Raw genomic sequence first — 21,947 nt, 5'->3', positions numbered from 1 at the left:
CCGCGCCGTCTGTCGCGTACCGCGGCGTAGCTCTTTCCCGATCCCGTCTTCCCGGCCGCCATGACAAAGGCGGCCAGCGCCGCGGTGCGCCTGCACTTCACCGCCCCCGAGGAGTTGTCATGCGTTTTTCATCCGCATCGTCCCGCCGCGCCCAGACCAAACGCGCCAAGGCCCAACCGACACGGCTGCTGCTGGCCCTGGTGGCTCGCGCCACGTCCTTCATCTGCCGCGACCTGTGGAAGGCCCTGAGGCACAAGTTCTCGACCTGGCGCCGCGAGGCCATCGATGCACTGACACCGGTGCTCGACCGCATCCGTTTCGAGCCGCTGGAGCCGCGGCTGTTGATGTCGGCCGAGGTGGCGACCTTGCTCGCACCGCCGCCCGCGGGCGCCGAGACACAAGTCACGCAACGCAGCAGCAGCGACGACAGCAGCGGTTCCGCGTCGGGGCCGGACACAGGCTTCACCACGTTCCAGATCGCCGCGGCGCCGCATGCGCTGGCCAACGTGGTCGTCACCGGTGCGGGCACGGCGCAACTGAGCCTGGCCGACGACGGCAGCTACGGACTGACGCTCTCCGGCACGGACGCATCCTCGCGTGTCGAGTTGCAGACCGACGGCAACGGCGGCCATGTGCAGTTCAGCAGCATCCACGCCGACAGCGCCATCGGCGCCCTGGATTTCGGCCTGGCCGACGTGACCGGCGCGGCGCGGTTCGATGGCCAGGTCGGCAGCCTGGCGCTCGGCAATCTCGACGCGGCCAACCTCACGCTCACCGGCGCCGGTAGCGTGCCGGCCAGCTTGCGCCTGGGCAGCGTCAACAACAGCAGCCTGGTCGCCGATCACACTTCGGTGAAGCTCGAGGCCGAGAGTTGGACCGGCAGCGCCGGTCAGTTGAAGGCCGCCTCACTCACACAACTCTCTGTGCACGGCGCCTTCGACGCCGGGCTGGTCCTGGGTGCACCGGGGACGACCACGACGGTGTTGACCGGCGTGAACATCGAAGGCACGGTCTCGGGCGTGTGGAGCGTGTCGGGCCGCAGCGGCGCCGTGCAGCTCGGCAACACCAGCCCGAGCTGGCGTGCCAACTTCGGCGGTGCGGTGACCCAGCTCTACATCGTGGGGGATGCGGCCGGCCTGGTCGCCGCCAGCGCCATCCAGGTGTTCCAGGTCGGCGGCTCGATGCGTGGCATGACGGTGCTGGTCGGCGCCAACCTCGGTGCCGACGTGGCCCTGGGCGGCAGTGGCGCGGATGCCGACAGCTTCAAGCCCGGCACCCTGGCCCGCCTGCGCATCGGCGGCGACATGGTCGACAGCACCGTCATGGCCAGCGTCGATCCGACCACCGGCGCCGTGCTCGGCACCAATGCCAACCGCGTGCAGGAACTGGTGGTCGGCGGCGGCTTCAGCGGCAACACCAAGCTTGTGGCACCGGTGTTCCCGGCCACCGTGAGCGTCGGCGGCCAGCCCGTGGCCCCGACCAGCCTGCCCCAATTGCAGACCACGGCCAGCGACAGCACGGCGCCGACCTTGAGTGCGACATTGCAGAACGACACCGGCGCATCGGCCAGCGACGGCGTCACCAGCGATCCGACGCTGCGCCTGCAGGCTGCGGACGCAAGTGGCATCGCCGGCTTCGAAGCCGCAATCGGCAATGGCGCTTTCCAGGCGATTACCGCAACCGCCGGTGCCAACGGCTACACCGTGAATGCCGCCGCGCTCGCGGCCCTGGCCGGCGGCAGCCTCGCCGACGGCGCCTACAGCATCTCGCTGCGGGCCCTCGACCCCGCCGGCAACCGCTCGGCCACGGCCAATGTCGCCTTCGTGCTCGACACCACGGCACCCACCGCGACCGTCACACTCGACCCGGCCTCCGACACCGGCACGGCCGGCGACAACAGCACCACCTTGGCCAGCGTGACGCTCGCCGGCACCACCGCGGCGGGCACCGTGGTGAAGCTGGGCAACGTGTCCACCACCGCGGACAACCTGGGCAAGTTCTCGTTCACCGGAGTCGCACTCGCGGTCGGCAGCAACAGCTTCGCCTTCACGCTCACCGATCTGGCCGGCAACACCGGCATCGCCAACCTCGCCGTGGAACGCACGGCCGTGGTCGGCGACACCACGCTGCCGGTCGTCGATACCCTGGCCCTGGTCAGCGACACCGGAAGCGCGGCCAACGATCACATCACCAGCGATGCCCGCGTGCAGGGCACGGTCAGCGACAACATCGGCGTCACGCGGTTGCTGGTGGCGCTCGACGCCACGGGCACGCCGGTCTTCACCGACCTCACAGCCAGCCTGGCCAGCGGCGCTTTCAGCCTGACGAAGGCGCAGCTCGACGCACTCGCCGGCGGCACGCTGGCCGACGGCGCACACAGCCTGCAAGTCGTTGCCGTGGATGCGGCCGGCAACCAGTCCACGGCCAAGACACTGGCGTTCACACTCGACACCACAGCGCCGACGGCCGTGGTCACCTTGGACCCGGCTTCCGACACCGGCACGGCCGGCGACAACAGCACGACGCTGGCCAGCGTGACGCTGAACGGCTCCACCAGCGCAGGCAGCACGGTCAAGCTCGGCAACACCATGGTGACTGCCGGCAACGACGGCACGTTCAGCTTCGCCAACGTCGCCCTCGCCCTCGGCAGCAACAGCTTTGCGTTCACGCTGACCGACATCGCCGGCAATACCGGCAGCGCTTCGCTGGTGGTGCAACGCACCGCGCCGGCCGATACCACCTTGCCGGTCGTGAACACGCTGGCCCTGGTCAGCGACACCGGCAGCTCGGCCGCCGATGGCATCACCAGCAACCCGGCCGTGCAGGGCACGGTCAGCGACAACGTCGGCGTGACGCAGTTGCTGGTCGCGCTCGACGCCACGGGCACACCGACCTACACCGACCTCAGCGCCGCCCTCAACGGTACCCAGTTCACGCTGAGCGCGGCCCAACTGGCCACCCTGGCCGGCGGCACCCTGGCGCAAGGCGCGCACACGCTCAGCGTCGTCGCGGTGGATGCGGCCGGCAACCAGTCTGCCGCCAAGACGCTGGGCTTCACCCTCGACACCACGGCGCCGACGGCCGTGGTCACCTTGGACCCGGCCTCCGACACAGGCACGGCCGGCGACAACAGCACAACGCTGGCCAGTGCCACGCTGAACGGCACAACATCCGCGGGCACCGCGGTCAAGTTAGGCAACACCACGGTGACGGCCGGCAACGACGGCAAGTTCACGTTCGCCAATGTGCCACTCACGCTGGGCAACAACATCTTCGGCTTCACCCTGACAGATGCCGCCGGCAACACCGGCACGGCCAGCCTCACGGTGGAGCGCGCAGCCGTCCCGGGCGACACCACGCTGCCGGTCGTCGACACGCTGGCGCTCGTCAGCGACACCGGCAGTTCCGCCACCGACCGCATCACCAGCGATGCGCGTGTACAAGGCACGGTCAGCGACAACGTCGGCGTGACGCAGTTGCTCGTCGCGCTCGACGCCACGGGCACGCCCACCTACACCGACTTCAGCAGCGCGCTGTCGAACGGCGGCTTCACGCTGAGCAAAGCCCAGCTCGACACGCTCGCCGGTGGCACGCTGGCCGATGGTGCACACAGCTTGAGCGTGATTGCGGTGGACGCGGTCGGCAATCGCTCGGAAGCCAAGGCCCTGGTCTTCATACTCGACACCACAGCACCCGCCGCAACGGCCCTCGGCCTGGCCCCGGCTTCCGACAGCGGCACGGTCGGCGACCTGGTCACCGACAACACCAGCGTGACCCTGGTCGGCCAAGCTGCCGCCGGCACCCTGGTGACGTTCGGAGCCCACCAGGCCACGGCCGATGCGCAGGGCGACTTCAGCTTCACCGGTGTCGCGCTGGCGCTGGGCAACAATACCTTCAGCTTCACCCTCACCGATGTCGCCGGCAACACGGGCACGGCCAGCCTCGCGGTGCAACGCATCACCGCGCCGGGCAACGACACCCAGGCCCCCGTGGTGGCCACACTGGCCCTGGTCAACGACAGCGGCCGTTCGGCCAGCGACGGCATCACCAACGACGCGCGCGTGCAGGGCACGACCACGGACAACGTCGGCGCGGTCAAGCTGCTGGTCGCGCTGGACCCAGGCGCCACACCGGTCTTCACCGACCTCAGCGCGGCGCTGGCCGGCAATGGCAGCTTCGCCATCAGCGCCGCGCAGTTGGCCACGCTGGCCGGCGGCACGCTGGCCGACGGCGCGCACACCTTGCGTGTGGTGGCGGAAGACGCAGCGGGCAACCGCTCGGCCGCGGTGAACCTGGCCTTCACGCTGGACACGGCGGCCCCCACCGGCGGCAGCTTCGGCACCAGCCTCACCGATTCGGTGAACGGCGACACCAGCCAGACCGATTCGGCCATCGCCCTGTTGTCGGGCACGGTGGAGGCCAATGCCACGGTCAGTCTCGGCGCACAGGGCCTGAGCGTGGTGGCCTCGGGTACCGGGGTGTTCCAAATGCCGGGCGTGGCCCTGGCCCTGGGCGACAACCTGCTCACCCTCGGCGTCGCCGATGCCGCGGGCAATACCACCAGCATCACCAGGACCATCACCCGCGTGGCAGCCAGTACGGCGGTCGATCCGGTGCTCGAATGGAACACGGTGGCCTTGAAGGCCATCCAGCTCGACGTGACGCCGCCCGAGGAAGCCACGCGTGTGCTGGCGATCCAGAGCGTGGCCGTGTACGACACGCTGGCGGCCATCGAAGGCACGCCGGCCTTCCTGGTGCAGGACACGGTGACCGGCCCGGTCTCGGTCGAAGCTGCCGTCACCCAGGCCGCCTACCGTGTGCTGTACACGCTGTACCCGGCGCAGCGCGCCGGCCTGACGGCGGTGCTGAATGCCGATCTGGCGAAGATCCCCGACAGCGCGGCCAAGACCGCGGGCATCGCGCTGGGCGACCGCATCGCCATGGCCGCATTGACCATCCGCGCCAACGACGGCTACCTCGACTTCACCACCGACGACGGTGGCCTGGACCTGGGCCAGTGGCGGCCGACCGGACCGCTGTTCCTCACGGCCGAACATCCGCAGTGGGGCAAGGTGACGCCGTTCGTGCTGACCTCGAACGACGAATTCCGCGCCCCGCCACCACCCGCGCTCGACTCGGCCGAATATGCCGCGGCCGAGGAACAGGTGCGCCTGTACGGGGGCGACACCAGCACGCTGCGCACGGCCGACCAGACGCAGATGGCGCAGTTCTGGGCCGACGGCGGCGGCAGCTACACGCCGCCGGGCCACTGGAACCTGATCGCCTCGCAGGTGGCCACAGAGAAGGGTGCGAGCCTTTCCGCCAACGCGCGCATGATGGCCCAGCTCAACGTGGCGCTGGCCGACGCGGCCATCGCCTGCTGGGACACCAAGTACACCTACGACTTCTGGCGGCCGGTCACCGCGATCCAGAACGCCGACCTGGACAACAACCCCGGCACCACGCAGGACGCCAACTGGCGCCCGCTGCTGATCACGCCGCCGCACCCCGACTATGTGTCGGGCCACTCCACCTTCAGCGCGGCCGCGGCCGGCATCCTCAGCGCCACCTTCGGCGCCAACACGAGCTTCAGCACCATCAGCGTGACCGTGCCCGGCGTGACACGCAGCTTCACCAGCTTCGAGCAGGCCGCGCAGGAAGCCGGCATGAGCCGCATCTACGCCGGCATCCACACCATCTTCGCCAACAACGAGGGCGCTGTGATCGGTGCCAAGGTGGCCGATGCGGTGCTGGCGCGTTTTGCGCTCACCGAGGACACGCAGGCGCCGAACCTGGTGGTAGCCGACAGCGCCACCGCGACCAACGCCAACCTGACCTACACCGGCCAGATCCTGGACAACCTCTCGGGCGTGGCCTCGGCCACCTACCGCATCGACAACGGCACGCCGGTGGCAATGACACTGGCCGCCGACGGCAAGTTCAGCTTCACCACCGCCTTCGCGCTGGATGGCTCGCAAGACGGTGCCCACACCGTGACGCTGCTGGCGCGCGACGAAGCCGGCAACCTGAGCGCGGCCTACACGCGCAGCTTCACGCTGGACACCAAGGCGCCGACGCTGGACCTCACCAGCATCGCCAACGGCGGCGCGTTGACGGCCGCCAGCCGCCTGATCGGCAAGGCCGATGCCACCGGCACCACCTTGGCCCAGCTCAGCTACAGCATCGACGGCGGCGCCAGCAAGACCATCGGCTTCGACAGCACGTCGGGCGCCTTCGACCAGGCGCTGCCGCTGGGCAACCTGTCGGTGGGCGACCACACGCTGGCCATCGTCGCCAAGGATCTGGCCGGCAACAGCCAGACCTTCAGCCGCAGCGTGAGCGTGGCCGAACTCGCACCCTTCAGCGTCACCAAATTCACGCCCGACGACGGCAAGAACGACATCGGCAGCACCTACCGGCCGCAGGTGTTCTTCAGCCGCGCCGTGAATCCGGCCACGCTGACCGCCGACAGCCTGTACGCCACCGGCCCGGACGGCAGCAAACTGGCCATGACCATAGCTCCGGCGCTGGACGGCAGCTTCGCCTGGCTGCTGCCAGATACACCGATGCCCGGCGGCTCGACGATCACCATCCACGTCAAGGGTTCGGCGATCCGCGCCGCGCAGGACGGCGCCTTCCTCGATGCCGACAGCAACGGCACGCCCGGGGGCGACCTCGCCTGGAGCTTCACCACCGTCAGCACCACCTCGGTGATCGGCACCAAACTCGTCGGTCGTGTGCTCGACCCGGGCCCCGATCTGCTGCCGATGACCTTCGACGACATCCGTCGCGGGCCGGACGGCGTGATCCACACGCCGGACGACGTGTTCCTGAACCCGATCGCACATGCCAAGGTCTGGATCATCGGCCAGGAAGACCAGGCGGTCTACACCGATGCGCTGGGCAACTTCGCGTTCGACAGCGTGCCCGTGGGCACCGTGAAGCTGGCCATCGACGGCCGCACCGCCACCAACGCACCGGCCGGCATCTTCTTCCCTGAAATGGTGATGGACCTGGAGCTCAAGCCGGGCGTCGTGAACACCTCCATGGGCAGCATGGGCACCGACGAGTCGCGTCGCGAAGACGCCGACCGCAAGGAGGTCTACCTGCCGCGCATCCAGACTTCGGCCCTGAAGGACGTGAGCAACACCGTACCGACCGTGATCACGGTGGACGAGAAGTCCGCGCCCGGCATCATCGACGAATGGCGCGATGCGCTCACGTTGACGGTGACACCCGGGGCCGCCATCGGCTTCGACGGCCAGCCGTTGACCGACGTGAAGATCGGCATCAACACCGTGCCGCCGGAACTGGTGAAGGACATGCTGCCCCCGGGCGTGATGCAGCACACCTTCGACATCACCATCCAGGCGCCGGGCGTGGACACCTTCGCCCAGCCGCTGACCATCACCTTTCCGAACGTGTTCGATGCGGCGCCCGGCACCAAGCTCAACATCCTGAGCTTCGACCACACCACCGGCCGCCTGGTCATCAACGGCACGGGCACGGTTTCGGCCGACGGCAAGACCGTGGTCTCCGACGAAGGCTCGGGCATCATGGCGCCGGGCTGGCACGGCCTCACACCACCCGGCCCCTGGGGCCGCAGCGACAAGCCGAAAGGTCCCGGCCCTGCTCCGGGACCCGGACCCGGCCCGGGCCCTGGACCCGGCCCCGGGCCTGGCCCCGGCCCGGTTGTCAACCCCAACCTGCCGACCACGCCGCCGATACCGCCGATCCTGCCGTGGACGCCGGTGCCGCCGATCAGCCCGATCAATCCGCCGAACACGCCCACGCCGGGCATCATCCTGCCCATCGGCGGCATACCCAACCGCTTCACCGGCTTCAACATCGACGCGGTCGATGTCGGCCTGGCGTTGAACGCGGCCCAGAAAGCCGTCATCGGCGCGGCCATCACGCAATGGCAGAACATCATCACCACCGACATCCCGTCGGCACTGACGGTCTATGGCCTGGTCGACGACCTGCGCATCGACGTGCGGGTGGTGACCGGCGACGGTGCCGGCGGCACGCTGGCCAGCACCAGCATCCTGGAAAAGCGCCCTGGCGCCATGGGGCTGCCTGCCTTGGCGGAAATCACGCTGGATGCGGCCGACCTGGCCGCCGCCACACCCGCCGAGCTGCTGGCCACGATGCTGCATGAAATCGGCCACGCACTCGGCTTCGGCCAGCTATGGTCGGCCATGGGCCTGGTCGATACCAGCAGCCCGACCAATCCGCGTTACACGGGCGCCGCCGGCGTGGCCGCGTTCGCCGCCTTGGCGGGCGGCGCACCGACCGGCGTGCCACTGGACAACCGCAGCGGTGCCACGCCGACCCATTGGCGCGAGTCGGTGTTCGGCAACGAACTCATGACGCCGCTGCTCGACACCGGCATCGCCACGCCGCTGAGCGCCTTGAGCATTGCTGCGCTGACCGACATGGGCTATGTGGTGAACCCGGCAATGGCCCAGGCCTACACGCTGCCGGGCGCGGGCTTCCCCTTCCATCCCGGCACGCTAGCGCCGGCCAACACCACCGATGGCGAACTGCTGCAGGTTGGAAGCGGCGCTGCACTCGCCGCTGCCGCCGTCCCGACCGAAGACACACACGTCGGCTACGCCTTCGACTTCGGCGCCGGCGGCGCAGCGCCGGGCTTCACGGCCGTAAGCGCGGCCCAGGTCTACAGCACGCCCGCGGGCTACGGCTGGAGGACCGCTAACAGCGCCAGCAGCGCCTCCACCGGCAGCAACCCGCTCACAGGTGACCTGGCGCAGACACGCGACGCCACCTTCTCGGTGGCCGTGGCCAACGGCACCTACGAAATCAGCGTCACGCTCGGCGATGACGCCTCGGCGCGCGACCGCATGAGCTACGAGATCGAGGGCGTGCGCCGCGGCGCCGTCTCCACCGAACTCGGCGAACACATCACCATGACGCACCGCGTCGAAGTGCAGGACGGCGTGCTCGACCTGCGCCTGTTCGGCACGAGCGACATGGTGGCCATCAACGCGCTCGAGATCCACAAGATCAGCGACTACGTCACGCCGGCCTCGAACGCCAGCTACACCAGCGGCCACTATTACTTCGCGATCCAGAACCTGGACACCGGCCTGCTGATGCGCGACAACACCGTCGTCTCCGAAGGCGGCGCGATCTGCCCGGACGGCATCGTGCTCGCGCCCAATACGCGTTACCGGCAATACGTCTACCACGTCGAGACCAACACCATCGGCATCAGCGACTACGTGACGCCGAAGTCCGGCAACGACTTCGACCTGCCCGAAGTCGTGCTCGGCGGACGCTTCACGCCCGACGGCGACAGCGACGGCCTGGAAGACCTGGCCGAGTTCATCATCGGCACCCGTGCCGACAAGAAGGACACGGATGCCGACGGCATCTCCGACCTGGCCGAAGTGCAGCAGCAGCTCGATCCGCTCGGCGGCCTGCAGATCCCCACCGGCGTGGTCGCCAGTGCCGCCCTGCAGGGCAGCGCCCAGGCCGTGACCGTGATCGGCACCGGCGGCGACAGCGGCGCCAAGCTCTACGCCTATGTGGCCACCGGCAGCTACGGCCTGGCCATCGTCGATGCCTCGCAGACCACCCGGCCCACGCTGCGCGCCGAGCTGGACCTGTCGGGCAACAACGTCGACATCGCGGTCGATGCCGTGCGCGGCCTGGCCCTGGTGGCGGCTGGCGACGGCGGCCTGCACATCGTCGACATCAGCAATCCGGCCGCACCGGTGCTGCAACAGACGCTGATCTTCGACGCGGCGGTGAGCAGCGTGCGTGTGCGCGATGGGCTGGCCTTCGTCTCGGCCGGCGCCAACCTGGCGGTGGTCGACCTGAACACCGGTGACGTGTTGCAGACGTTGAACCTGGCCAACAGCGGCGGCGGCCTGATCACCTCGCTGGCCGTCGATGGCGCCAACGTCTACACCATGGACAACCAGCGCACGCTGCGCAGCTACGCCATCGCTGGCAACCAGCTGGCGCAACTCGATTCGCTGACGCTGACCGAGGGCGGCACACAGATCTTCGCCGGCGGCGGCGTGGTGTATGTCGGCACCGGCGTCTCCTTCACGCAGGGTTTCCTCACCGTGAACGTGGCCGACCCCGCCAACCTGGTATTGCTCAGCGGCGTGGACCAGGGCGGCACGGCCGGCCAGGCTCTGGCGGCCAACGGCTCGGGCCTGTTGATCACCACCGGCGCGCTGCTCGGCCCGCAGGGTCAGGCACTGAACGTGCTCGACGTGAGCAACGTACGCGACCCGGCCAACACCGGCGCCTTCGTGGCCCGTTACAACCTGCCGAACCCACCCAAGGGTGTGGCACTCGCCAATGGCCTGGCCTTCGTAGCCGATGGCACGGGCGGTCTGCAGATCGTGAGTTACGTCGGCTTCGACGCTGGCGGTGTGGCGCCCACGCTGTCCATCGCCGTCGATGGCGTGGACGTGGATCCGGTCAAGGCCGGCGTCCAGGTGCTCGAAGGCCGCACCATCCAGATCCGGCCGACCGTCAACGACGACGTGCAGGTGCGCAACGTCGAGCTGCTGGTCAACGGCGTGGTGGTCTCCAACGACGCGGCCTTCCCGTTCGAGCTGTTCACGCAGGCACCGACCATCGCCTCCGCCGGCAACACGCTCACGCTGCAGGTGCGTGCCACCGACACCGGCGGCAACAGCACGCTGTCCACCGTGGCCGTGCTCGACGTGGTGCCCGACACCTTTGCGCCCCAGGTGCAGGGCATCAGCATCGGCGAGGGTGAGCGGCGTTTCTTCGTGCGCTCGGTGGACATCCAGTTCGACGAGCCGCTGGACACCACGCTGCTCGATGCCGCGGGCGTGAGCCTGGTGCGCGCCGGCGCCGACAACGTCTTCGGCACGGCTGACGACGTGTTGATCGCCACGCATCTGAACACGCGGGCTTTCGGCCAGGCGCTGTCGGTGCTGCCGGACAGCTTCCTCACCGCCGGCGACTACCGGCTGACGATCTCGCCGAGCATCGTGGCCGACCGTTCGGGCAATGAACTCGCCGCGGCCATCGTGCGCAACTTCACGGTGCGCCCGGCCAGCAATGTCAAGGCCGTCAGCGGCGTGCCGGACATCCTGCAGGCGCCATCGGCCAACCCGGGCCAGGAAATCGGCATCAACGTGCCGTTCGATCCGAGCACCGGCCGGGCGCAGTTCAGCACCATCGACGCCTCCGGCACCAAATCCACCACCGTGGTCACGGCCCGGCGCTTCGATACCGCGGCGGGCATCGCCTACTTCACCGTGCCATTCGACGCGGTCACCGGCGACGCCGTAGTCTACGGTCAGGTCGGCAACGTGCGCACCGATTTCGCCGATGGCACCGTGCCATTGCAGATCGTGCCCATCGTCACCGACGTGCAGGTACAGTCGATCTCGGGCGACGGAACCTCGGCCGTCATCGTCTTGTCGGGCGTGGGCTTCACCGAAGGCCTCGGCTCCGAATATCACATCGGCAGCGAAGTCATTACCGATGTCTCGAGCACCACCGGCCCGGACGTACAGGGCCGCTACGACCCGGCCATCAACGTGAACTACGTCAACGGCCAGGTGACCCTCACCGTGCCGCTGTCCAACGGGGTATTCGGCGCGATCAACGTCAAGACCGCCGGTGGCACCAGCGCGGCGTTCAGCGTGAACGTGGCCAGCATCACCAGCGTGGCCGCCAGCGGCACCCCGGCGGACGCCACCAAGGCCTCGGCCAACGCCGGCCAGGCCATCGTCTTGAACGGCAACGGCCTGTCGGTGGCCACCGACGTCTTGCTGCGCTACACCGACTACCAGGGCAACCTGGCCATGGTGCGTGTGAATCCGGTCAGCGCCGCAGGCGACGGCAGCAGCGCCACCCTGGTGTTGCCGGACAACCTGAACGGCGCGTTTGCGCTGCAGGTCTTCGGCTCGGCCAGCCAGCCGCTGCTGCAGATCGTGCCCACCATCACCCGCGTGGCCGAGAACAACGGCCTGGGCCTCACCGGCAGCGGCTTCGTCGAAGGCGCCAGCACCATCCGGCTGCCCGGCGCCACCATCGTCGACAACCAGATCGCCGCCGGCCCGGACATCACCTACAGCAACATCGAGAACGGCCAGCTCAACCTGGCCGTGGCGTCCACGCCCCACTACGGCCAGGGCGGCTTCGCCGTGCAGACCGCCGGCGGCACCTCGGCCGCATTCATGACCAACGTGGTGCGCCCGGGCAGCGACACGGCCGCCGCCGGCTACCTCACCGACATCGCGGTGGACAAGACCACCGGCGCCACCTGGGTGCTGGACAACGACAACCCCGACCACCTGCTGCGCATCGACCCGGCCACCGGCACCATCGCCCAGAGCATCACGCTGACCACGGCCATGGGCACCTACGTCACGGCCCAGGGTTATGCCGGCCTGCAGATCCCGACGGCCGCGTTCAGCCTGGGTGGCGTCAACGTGCCGGCGGGCAGCCTGGTGCTGTTCAACGGCTACGGCAGCAACCACGTGACCGCGCTGAATCCGGCCACCGGTGCCGTCGTCGCCCAGCTGAACCTGACGGGCAGCTACATGACCGCGGGTGTCTTCGATGCCACCACCGGCCACATCTTCGCCACGGGCCAGGACAACAAGCTCAGCGAGTTCAATGCCGCCACCGGGGCGCTGGTCCAGGGCTTCGCGCTGCCCTTCGGCGTGAGCGGCCACACCGGCATGGCCATCGATCCGGCCACGGGCAACCTGTGGATCGGCTCCTCGGGCAGCGGCACCCAGGTGGTGCTGTTCGACCGCACCGCTCAGGAGATCCGCCGGGTCGACCTGGCCAGCCAGGGCATCGTCAACGGCAGCATCTCCGGCCTGGCCTTCGCCGCCGACGGCTCGCTGCGTGTCTCCTCCACCACCGGCGTCCTGCACAGCGTGACGCTGGCACCGGACATCGCGGTCAAGCCGGCCACGCTCACCGCCATCACCGGGGTGGCCACCGACGGTGTGCCCGCCCAGGGCGCCGTGGCCTCGGCCAATGTGGGCCAGCTGATCGTGCTGCAGGGCACGAACTTCGGTGCCGGCACGCGGGTGATGTTCGATGTGCGTTACAACGACGGCTCCACCGGCCAGGTGTCGGTCAAGCCGCTGGCGATCAACGACGCCGGCACCAGCCTGCAGGTGCTGGTGCCCGACCTGGCCACCACCGGCAATGTGCGCGTGGTCAACCGCGGCACCTCCGATCTGGCCGGCTCCACCAGCTGGAACGACAGCGTCTACCGCAACATCACGCTGAGCTTCACCGCCGGCAGCAGCACCGCCGCCGTGCGTTTCGCCGACGGCGGGCTGCAGGGCCTGGCCGACGAGAGCTGGGGCATCGACAACGTCAAGGTCGCGACCGGGGCCAATGGCGCCACCACGGTGTTCAGCGACGACTTCGAGAGCGGCCACAAGAACCAGTGGAGCCTGGCCGACATCGACCAGGCCGAGCTGGGCAACCTCAGCCGCTACGCCGGTCGCTTCAGCAACGACAGCCAGACGCTGAACCTCTCCGGTCTCACCGCCGGGCAGACCTACACGCTGAGCTTCGACCTGTACATCCTGGACAGTTGGGCTGCCACCGGTACCAACGACCCGGACCTGATCGATGTGAGTGTGGACGGCCAGAGCCTGCTGCGCGACACCTTCGCCAATTCCGACACCGGCGGCGGTTATTCGACGCAGAGCTTCGGCGCGAGTGCGGCCGTGCGGCTGCAGGTGGTGCCCACGCTGACCGCCATCACGGGCCGCCCGGGCGAGGACGCAGGCTTCACGCTCACCGGTTCGGGCTTCATGGAGGGCGCCTCCACCCTCACCGTGGGCGGCGTGGCCATCGCCGATACCGCCAGCAACCTCACGCCGTTCGACGTGACCGGCACGCGCAACAGCAACCTCACCGCCGTCGCGCCGCGTACCCTGGATGGGCCGATCCGCATCACCACCGAGGGCGGGTATGCGCAGATCTCGCCGCAACCCGCCGCGCAACCGGTCGTGCAGTTCACGGCCATCGTGGCGCAGGCCAACGGCGGCGCGCCGGCCGACCCGACCAAGCCATCGGCCACCACGGGCCAGTCCATCGTGTTGCAGGGCCAGGGCTTCACCAGCAGCACGCTGGTGCAGTTCCAGGGCCGCGACGACAGCGGCGCCATCGGCACCCTCACGCGCACCGGCACCGTGAGCAACAACGGCCAGACCCTGACCATCGTCGTGCCGGCGCTGGCCACCAGCGGCGACGTGACCGTGCTCGGCAGTAGCACCAGCCTGGCGCTGCAGATCGCGCCTTCGCTGCGCGGCGTGGGCGGTGCGTTGACGCCCGGCAACACCATCGTCATCGAAGCCACCGGCCTCAGCGCGGCCGACCTGGTGATCACCATCGGCGGCCGGCCGGCCGGCGCCTACAGCCTGCGCACCGTGATCGACGGCAATGGCGAAACACGCGACATGCAACTGCTCACGGTCACGGTGCCGGTCGGTGCCGCGGGCAACCTCGTCAACGTGTCCACCTCGGGCGGAAATTCAACGATGCGCATCGGCGCGACCTTCACCGACCTCGGCACACAGACCCCGGCCACCGAGCCGAGCGACACCATCACCGGCGCGGCCGGCCTCGGTAACCTGCGCGATCAGCATCTGACCCTCAATGCGAGCATCGGCGACGGTGCGAACGGCAACAAGGACGTCGACCTGTACCGGGTCAGCGTCGACAGCGGCAACCTGCTGCGCCTCACCTTGACGAGCCCGGCGCTGTACAGCTACGTGCGGGTGTTCGATGCCACCGGCACCCAGGTGACTTCGCGCAACTTCACGCTGAACGACACCAGTGTGCTGGAGCTCGAAGTGCCGAGCACCGGTCTCTACACCATCGGCGTGAGCGGTTACGACAACCGCAACTACAACCCGACCGTGGCCGGCAGCGGTATCGCCTCGTACACCGGTGCCTACAGCCTGGGCGTTGACCTGCAGCGCAGCGGCAGCAGCCATCTCTCGGGCATCCAGGCCACAGCGGCCAGCGGCACGCCGGCCCAGGCCAGCGTCCCCTCGGCCAACACCGGCCAGGCCATCGTGCTGCGCGGCACGGGCCTGGCGGCGAACGACCGTGTGGTGTTCGTCGTGCTCGACGACAGCGGCAACGCCAGCAACCTCACGGTGACGCCGACCTCGATCGACCTCAGCGCGCAGACCATCACCGTGACGGTGCCCGACAACGCCACCACCGGCCGTGTACGGCTGGAGCGCGACCGCGTCGGCATCGTGCTGCAGATCGTGCCCACGCTGACCGACGTGGCGATGACCGCCAACCAGAGTTATGCCGGGGCGCAATTGACCCTCAGCGGCACAGGCTTTGCCGAAGGTGCCGGTGCGGTGTTGTTCGGCAACCAGCGCGTGGACGACATCTCGCGCAACGACGGCATCAACGTCTACACGCGGTACGACCCCGTGCTCAACCGGTCCATCGGCAACGGTGGCCTGGTGCTGGCCGTGCCCAACAACGTGCCCACCGGCCCGATCCGGGTCACGACGGTGGGTGGCACCAGCGCAGCCTTCGGCTTGAGCCTGACCAGCATCACGGCCAGCGCGGACAGCGGCACGCCGGCCAACGGCGGCCAGGCCTCGGCCCAGCCGGGCGCGACCATCTCCCTGATCGGCGTGGGCCTGGACGCGAGCACCGACGTGGTGTTCCAGACCATCGATGCCAACGGTGTGCTGGACGACTTGATCGTGCATCCGAGCGTCGTCAATGCCGCCGGCACGCTGGCGCAGATTGTGGTGCCGGTCAACGCCGTCACCGGCCAGGTGCGCGTGGTGGGGGACCTGAACGGCAGCAGCGTACTGCTGCAGATCGTGCCCAAGGTGACCGATGTGCAGGTCCAATCGGTCTCGGGCGACGGCCTGTCGGCCGTGGTCGTGATCAGCGGCCTCGGCTTTGTCGAAGGCGGCAACAGCCTGTACAGCTTCGGCACCGAATCCGTGCTCGATGCCGGCGCCACCACCGGCCCGGACGTACAGGGCCGCTACGACCCGGCCATCAACGTGAACTACGTCAACGGCCAGGTGACCCTCACCGTGCCGCTGTCCAACGGGGTATTCGGCGCGATCAACGTCAAGACCGCCGGTGGCACCAGCGCGGCGTTCAGCGTGAACGTGGCCAGCATCACCAGCGTGGCCGCCAGCGGCACCCCGGCGGACGCCACCAAGGCCTCGGCCAACGCCGGCCAGGCCATCGTCTTGAACGGCAACGGCCTGTCGGTGGCCACCGACGTCTTGCTGCGCTACACCGACTACCAGGGCAACCTGGCCATGGTGCGTGTGAATCCGGTCAGCGCCGCAGGCGACGGCAGCAGCGCCACCCTGGTGTTGCCGGACAACCTGAACGGCGCGTTTGCGCTGCAGGTCTTCGGCTCGGCCAGCCAGCCGCTGCTGCAGATCGTGCCCACCATCACCCGCGTGGCCGAGAACAACGGCCTGGGCCTCACCGGCAGCGGCTTCGTCGAAGGCGCCAGCACCATCCGGCTGCCCGGCGCCACCATCGTCGACAACCAGATCGCCGCCGGCCCGGACATCACCTACAGCAACATCGAGAACGGCCAGCTCAACCTGGCCGTGGCGTCCACGCCCCACTACGGCCAGGGCGGCTTCGCCGTGCAGACCGCCGGCGGCACCTCGGCCGCATTCATGACCAACGTGGTGCGCCCGGGCAGCGACACGGCCGCCGCCGGCTACCTCACCGACATCGCGGTGGACAAGACCACCGGCGCCACCTGGGTGCTGGACAACGACAACCCCGACCACCTGCTGCGCATCGACCCGGCCACCGGCACCATCGCCCAGAGCATCACGCTGACCACGGCCATGGGCACCTACGTCACGGCCCAGGGTTATGCCGGCCTGCAGATCCCGACGGCCGCGTTCAGCCTGGGTGGCGTCAACGTGCCGGCGGGCAGCCTGGTGCTGTTCAACGGCTACGGCAGCAACCACGTGACCGCGCTGAATCCGGCCACCGGTGCCGTCGTCGCCCAGCTGAACCTGACGGGCAGCTACATGACCGCGGGTGTCTTCGATGCCACCACCGGCCACATCTTCGCCACGGGCCAGGACAACAAGCTCAGCGAGTTCAATGCCGCCACCGGGGCGCTGGTCCAGGGCTTCGCGCTGCCCTTCGGCGTGAGCGGCCACACCGGCATGGCCATCGATCCGGCCACGGGCAACCTGTGGATCGGCTCCTCGGGCAGCGGCACCCAGGTGGTGCTGTTCGACCGCACCGCTCAGGAGATCCGCCGGGTCGACCTGGCCAGCCAGGGCATCGTCAACGGCAGCATCTCCGGCCTGGCCTTCGCCGCCGACGGCTCGCTGCGTGTCTCCTCCACCACCGGCGTCCTGCACAGCGTGACGCTGGCACCGGACATCGCGGTCAAGCCGGCCACGCTCACCGCCATCACCGGGGTGGCCACCGACGGTGTGCCCGCCCAGGGCGCCGTGGCCTCGGCCAATGTGGGCCAGCTGATCGTGCTGCAGGGCACGAACTTCGGTGCCGGCACGCGGGTGATGTTCGATGTGCGTTACAACGACGGCTCCACCGGCCAGGTGTCGGTCAAGCCGCTGGCGATCAACGACGCCGGCACCAGCCTGCAGGTGCTGGTGCCCGACCTGGCCACCACCGGCAATGTGCGCGTGGTCAACCGCGGCACCTCCGATCTGGCCGGCTCCACCAGCTGGAACGACAGCGTCTACCGCAACATCACGCTGAGCTTCACCGCCGGCAGCAGCACCGCCGCCGTGCGTTTCGCCGACGGCGGGCTGCAGGGCCTGGCCGACGAGAGCTGGGGCATCGACAACGTCAAGGTCGCGACCGGGGCCAATGGCGCCACCACGGTGTTCAGCGACGACTTCGAGAGCGGCCACAAGAACCAGTGGAGCCTGGCCGACATCGACCAGGCCGAGCTGGGCAACCTCAGCCGCTACGCCGGTCGCTTCAGCAACGACAGCCAGACGCTGAACCTCTCCGGTCTCACCGCCGGGCAGACCTACACGCTGAGCTTCGACCTGTACATCCTGGACAGTTGGGCTGCCACCGGTACCAACGACCCGGACCTGATCGATGTGAGTGTGGACGGCCAGAGCCTGCTGCGCGACACCTTCGCCAATTCCGACACCGGCGGCGGTTATTCGACGCAGAGCTTCGGCGCGAGTGCGGCCGTGCGGCTGCAGGTCGTGCCCACGCTGACCGCCATCACGGGACGCCCGGGCGAGGACGCGGGCTTCACGCTCACCGGCTCGGGCTTCATGGAGGGGGCCTCCACCCTCACCGTGGGCGGCGTGGCCATCGCCGATACCGCCAGCAACCTCACGCCGTTCGACGTGACCGGCACGCGCAACAGCAACCTCACCGCCGTCGCGCCGCGTACCCTGGATGGGCCGATCCGCATCACCACCGAGGGCGGGTATGCGCAGATCTCGCCGACCATTCCGGCGCAGCCCGTGGTGCAGTTCGACACCGTGTTGGCCACTACCACCGGCGGTCTGCCGAGCGATCCAGGCCAAGCTTCGGCGATGAACGGCCAGACCATCGTGCTCAAGGGCCAGGGTTTCAGCAGCAGCACCCTGGTGCAGTTCGTCGGTCGCGACGACACCGGCATGACCGGCACCTTGACCCAAACCGGCAGCGTGAGCGACGCCGGCCAGACACTGACCATCGTCGTGCCGGCGCTGGCCGTGAGCGGCCCGGTGAAAGTGCTCGGCAGCGGCAACAGCGTCGCCGGCATCGCGCTGCAGGTCGTGCCTTCGATCCGCGCCGTGGGCGGCAACATCAGCCCCGGCAACACCATCATGCTGGTCGGCTCGGGGCTTTCCGCTGCCGATCTGTTGATCACCGTAGGCGGCGCCCCGGTGAGCGGCGTGACGATCCGCACCGTGATCGACAACACCGGCACCACCAGCAACAACACGCAGCAGATCCTGAGCTTCACGGTGCCGGCGGGCGCGGTGGGCAACACCATCGTCGCCACGACCAGCGGCGGCAGCAGCACGCTGCGCAGCGGCGTGACCATCACCGATCTCGGAACCCAGACGCCGGCCTCCGAGCCCAGCGACACCCAGGCCGGAGCGGCCAGCCTGGGCGCGCTGCGCGACCAGCGCCTGGCCGTGAGCGCGACGATCGGCGACGGTGCCAATGGCGCCAAGGATGTCGATCTGTACAAGGTCGATCTCGATGCCAACACCACGCTGCGCATCAACTTGGCCAGCGCCGGCCTGTACAGCTTCGTGCGGGTGCTGGATGCGACCGGCAAACAGCTCACGTCGAGCAACTTCACCCTGAACGATGCCGGCTTGCTGAGCTTCGTCGCGCCGACCGCGGGCACCTACACCATCGGCGTGAGTGGTTACGACAACCGCAGCTACGACCCGGCCGTGGCCGGCAGCGGTGTCGCCTCGTACACCGGAAGTTACCAACTCAAACTCGACGCGCAGCGCGAAGGTTCGAGCCGCATCACCGGCGTGTTTGGTGCGACCGCCAGCAGCGCGGCCGTGGCAACCAGCGGCACACCGGCAAACAGCGCAGTGGCCTCGGCCAACACCGGCCAGTTGCTCACATTCAAGGTCAACGGCCTGACCGCGGCCGACCGCGTGATCTTCACCGTACTTGACGACAACGGTAACTTCGGCGGCAACGGCGTCGTCCCACCGACCTCGATCGATCTCGTCGCGCAGACGCTGACCGTACTGGTGCCGGACGGTGCCTCCACCGGCCGCGTGCGACTGGAGCGCGACAGCGGCGGCATCGTGCTGCAGATCGTGCCGACGCTCAAAGACGTGGCGATGACGGTCAATCAGAGTTACGCCGGGGTCCAACTCACACTGAGCGGCACCGGCTTCGCCGAAGGCGCGACCGCCGTGTTGTTCGGGAACCAGCGGGTGGACGATATCTCGCGCAACGACGGCATCAACGTCTACACGCGATACGACCCCGTGCTCAACCAGTCCATCGCCAACGGCGGCCTGGTCCTGGCCGTGCCCAACAACGTGCCCACCGGCCCGATCCGCATCAGTACCGTCGGCGGCACCAGCGCACCTTTCGGCCTGAGCCTGACCAGCATCACCGCAACGGCGGATAGCGGCACGCCGGCCATCGCCGGCCAGGCCGCAGCCCAGCCGGGTGCGACCATTTCTCTGGTGGGCGTGGGCCTCGATACCAGCACCGACGTGGTGTTCCAGACCATCGACGCCAACGGTGTGCTCGACGACCTGGTGGTGCATCCGACCAGCGTCAACGCCGGCGGCACGCTGGCGCAGATTGTGGTGCCGGTCAACGCCGTCACCGGACAGGTGCGCGTGGTGGGGGACCTGAACGGCAGCAGCGTACTGCTGCAGATCGTGCCCAAGGTGACCGATGTGCAGGTGCAATCCGTCTCGGGCGACGGCCAGTCGGCCGTGGTGGTGATCAGCGGCCTCGGTTTTGTGGAAGGCGGCAACAGCCTGTACAGCTTCGGCACCGAATCCGTGCTCGATGCCGGCGCCACCACCGGCCCCGACGTGCAGGGCCGCTACGACCCCGCGATCAACGTGAACTTCGTCAACGGCCAGGTCACGCTCACCATCGCCTTGAGCAACGGCGTTTTCGGCGCGATCAACATCAAGACCGCTGGCGGCACCAGTGCCAGCTTCACCACCAGCCTGGCCAGCATCACCAGCGTGGCCGCCAGCGGTACACCGGCGGACGCCTCCAAGGCCTCGGCCAACGCCGGCGCCACGGTCACGCTGAACGGCACCGGCCTCAGCACGGCTACCGACGTGTTGATGCGCTATACCGACTACCAGGGAAACCTGGCCATGGTGCGGCTCAGCCCTGCCACCGCTGCCGCCGACGGCACAAGCGCCACGCTGGTGCTGCCGGTCAACGTGAACGGCGCGTTCGCGCTGCAGGTCTTCGGCTCGGCCAGCCAGCCCGTGCTGCAGATCGTGCCGACACTCACCGGCTTCGCCGAGAACAGCAATCTCACCCTGAGCGGCAGCGGCTTCGTCGAAGGCGCCAGCACCATCAACATGCCTGGGGCGACGGTGGTGGACAACCAGATCGCCGCCGGCCCCGACATCACCTACAACGTCAGCACTGAAAACGGCCTGATCAACCTGCCCGTGGCAAGCACGCCGCACTATGGCCAGGGCAGCGTCACGGTCACCACCGCCGGCGGCACCTCGGCCGCACTTGCGACCAACGTGGTGCGTCCGGGCAGCGACACGGCCGCCACCGGCTACCTCACCGACATCGCCGTGGACAAGACCACCGGCGCCACCTGGGTGCTGGACAACGCCAACCCCGACCACCTGCTGCGCATCGACCCGGCCACCGGAACCATCGCCCAGAGCATCACGCTGACCACAGCCATGGGCACCTATGTCACGGCCCAGGGTTATGCCGGCCTGCAGATCGCGCCGAGCGCCTTCAGCCTGGGCGGCGTCAACGTGCCGGCCGGCAGCCTGGTGCTGTTCAACGGCTACGGTAGCAACCATGTGACCGCGCTGAATCCGGCCACCGGCGCCGTCGTCGCCCAGTTGAACCTGACCGGCAGCTACATGACCTCGGCCGTGTTCGATGCCAGCACCGGTCGCATCTTCGCCACCGGCCAGGACAACAAGCTCAGCGAGTTCAATGCCGCCACCGGGGCGCTGATCCAGGGCTTCACGCTGCCCGTCGGGGTGACCGGCCACACCGGCATGGCCATCGACCCGGTCACGGGCAACCTGTGGATCGGCTCCTCGGGCAGCGGCACCAGCATCGTGCTGGTCAACCGCCAAGGCGTGGAGCAGCGCCGCATCGACCTGGCCAGCCAGGGCATCACCAACGGCGAGATCTCGGGACTGGCCTTTGCGGCCGACGGTTCGCTGCGCGTGTCGTCCACCCAGGGCACGGTGTCCTTCGTCACGCTCAGTTGAACC

At 68.8% G+C, this 21,947-nt stretch carries 1 protein-coding gene; it reads left to right on the top strand.

Annotation, left to right across the window (positions count from 1 at the left end; all coding sequences use genetic code 11):
- Window positions 1-119 precede the first annotated feature (119 nt).
- A complete protein-coding gene (locus RD110_RS09055) occupies window positions 120-21,944 on the top strand; it encodes an Ig-like domain-containing protein (RefSeq protein WP_076198727.1) in 21,825 nt (7,274 codons plus the stop codon).
- Window positions 21,945-21,947: the final 3 nt, after the last annotated feature.

This window comes from Rhodoferax koreense (genome assembly GCF_001955695.1).
In the GTDB taxonomy this organism is placed as follows: Bacteria; Pseudomonadota; Gammaproteobacteria; order Burkholderiales; family Burkholderiaceae_C; genus Rhodoferax_B; species Rhodoferax_B koreensis.
This window is presented reverse-complemented; position numbering and strand designations above follow the sequence as displayed.